At 43.2% G+C, this 2,643-nt stretch carries 2 protein-coding genes; one reads left to right on the top strand and one right to left on the bottom strand.

The features are described 5' to 3' along the window. A partial coding sequence (gene tyrS / locus G4P69_RS36850) for a tyrosine--tRNA ligase (RefSeq protein ID WP_208354777.1) occupies nt 1-400 on the bottom strand: 400 nt, incomplete at its 3' end. Between the two features lie 173 nt (nt 401-573). Here tyrS and G4P69_RS36845 point away from each other — a divergent pair. Continuing rightward, on the top strand, nt 574-2,496 hold the full coding sequence (locus G4P69_RS36845; RefSeq protein ID WP_208354776.1) for a transglycosylase domain-containing protein: 1,923 nt from the start codon (nt 574-576) through the stop codon (nt 2,494-2,496). Nucleotides 2,497-2,643: the final 147 nt, after the last annotated feature.

The raw sequence follows: 2,643 nt of genomic DNA, 5'->3' as shown, positions 1-2,643 counted from the left end.
ATTCCGAATTGTAGCGAACTTCCACTCGTTGGGGTGTATCAAAATCTAATATAGGTCGTACTTGGTCAAGATAAGTTTGGGCGTTTTGCACAACCTCTTGTTCGGAAAGCTGGCGACGCATTTCTGATTTACCAGTCGGATCTCCAATGCGAGCGGTAAAATCACCAATAATTAGCACTGCTGTGTGACCTGCGTCTTGAAAAGCTCGCAATTTTCGGACTGGTATGCTATGACCAAGATGAATATCCATACCTGTAGGGTCAATTCCCAATTTAACCCTTAAAGGTCGGTCTGTAGTTGCCAAGCGCTTTTCTAAACTTTCAATTTCGCTATCAGCATCTGTCGGTTGTGGGAAGATCTCGGCTGTACCACGATGCAACCAAGAAAAATTTTGCGTCATACTAAGATATTGACTATTAACTATGTTCTGTACTTTCAAAGTAGAATCGATGCTAACCACTGGCAACTTGTTTAAATTTTCATCTACCAAACTTATATAATTGCAAAAAATTAACCGCCTTGCTTCACCAATGAAATTAGACTTATATTTACAAGTGAGGAAGTGAGATAGCCGTGTCGTCTAGGACTTTTGAAGATAAACAGGCGCAACGCCAGGCTTCATCCGGTTTTGAGTTTTTCAAAGGAGTGGGTCAGGTAGCTGGTGCCACTCTACTATCTGTTACAATGCTGGCGAGTTCTGTTGTAGCCGGAGGACTGGTAGGCTTAGCAGTCAGTTTCCGTAATTTGCCAGATGTTAGACAATTACGTAACTTCTTTCCGTCAGAAACGACTTATATATATGACGTAAAAGGTAAGTTACTTACCAGTATTCACGGAGAAGCCAATCGAGAGGTTGTACCTTTAGACAGAATTTCTCCAGATCTCAAAAGAGCGGTACTGGCAAGTGAAGATAGTGATTTTTACTATCATCATGGTATCAACCCTAAAGGTGTTGGCCGTGCTATAATCACAAACTGGACAGCAGGCGGAGTCAAAGAAGGTGGTTCAACCATCACCATGCAGTTGGTGAAAAACCTCTTTTTGTCTCAAAAGCGTGAATTTACGCGCAAAATTGCAGAAGCTGTACTAGCTATTCGTTTAGAGCAAATTCTCAGCAAAGACCAAATTCTAGAAATGTACCTCAACCAAGTGTATTGGGGTCATAACAATTATGGTGTGCAAACAGCAGCCCGCACTTACTTTGACAAATCTGCTGAAAATATGAACTTGGGTGAATCAGCAATGATGGCTGGGTTGATCCAAGCGCCGGAACAATACAGCCCTTACGTCAATATGGCTAAGGCAAAAGAACAGCAGAAAATAGTTCTGGGTCGAATGAGAGAATTGGGTTGGATCACTGACTCAGAATATGATAATGCCCTTAAACAACAAATTAAGCTGGGAAGAAGATACAGGTCATTTCAAGGTAGTGCTTTGCCTTATATAACGAATGCTGTAGCCCAGGAGTTAGCAAGAAAATTTGGTCGTGAAGCACTCTTGAAAGGCGGAATGCGCGTACAAACTACTGTAGATACTGATTTTCAGTATATGGCAGAGGAAACAGTAAAGCGCTGGCATCAAAGACTAGAGGGAGAGGGATTGTACAAGAATCAAATGGCCTTAGTCGCAATTGATCCACGTACTCATTTTGTGAAAGCATTGGTGGGTGGTGTAGATTCCAAAACTAGCGAGTTTAACCGAGCGACCCAAGCTTTACGGCAGCCAGGCTCATCATTTAAGCCATTCGTATACTATACTGCTTTTGCTAGTGGTAAATTTGCACCAGATTCTACAATTTATGATACCCCAGTAGGTTACAGAGACGGTGATGGTTGGTACTATCCAAAAAACTACGATAATAGTTTTGGTGGGCCGATGTCGGTCCGCTACGCGATCGCTCAGTCTCGCAACATTCCCGTGATTAAAGTTGGTAAGGCAGTGGGAATGAATAAAGTTGTTGAGACTTGTCGCATTCTGGGGATTACAAGTCCAATGGAACCTGTAACTTCTTTACCTTTAGGTGCAATTGGTATTACACCTTTAGAATTGGCCAGTGCTTATGCTACGTTCGCTAATTATGGTTGGCAGTCTCCTGCAACGGTAATTGCCCGCGTCACCGATAGTAGTGGCAATGTCTTACTAGATAATACACCTAAACCTCAACAGGTTCTTGATCCCTGGGCTTCAGCAGCAATTCTTGATGTTATGCGCTCAGTTATTAGTGAAGGTACTGGTAAGCATGCTGCATTAGATCGACCTGCTGCGGGTAAGACAGGAACAACTTCTTCAGAAAAGGATATTTGGTTTGTTGGTACTGTACCACAGTTAACAACTGCTGTTTGGGTTGGTAGGGATGACAACAGAAGTTTAGCTCGTGGAGCTACTGGTGGGGTTATGGTCGCACCTGTTTGGCGCGATTTTATGACAAAGGCATTGAAAAATGTACCAGTAGAAAACTTCAAGTCACCTTCTCAGTTCCCTCGGCCAAAACCTTAATGAACAGGGTGTAGGGTGTAGGGAGCAGGGGGAGTAGGAAAAAACGATTAACTTAGACTTTGGTTGCTCGTTGCCCCATGCCCCATGCCCCATGCCCCATGCCTTTCCCACAGCGGTGCTACTTTTGTTTTTCTAGTTCTGTTTTCA

The organism is Aetokthonos hydrillicola CCALA 1050 (assembly GCF_017591665.1).
In the GTDB taxonomy this organism is placed as follows: domain Bacteria; phylum Cyanobacteriota; class Cyanobacteriia; order Cyanobacteriales; family Nostocaceae; genus Aetokthonos; species Aetokthonos hydrillicola.
This window is presented reverse-complemented; position numbering and strand designations above follow the sequence as displayed.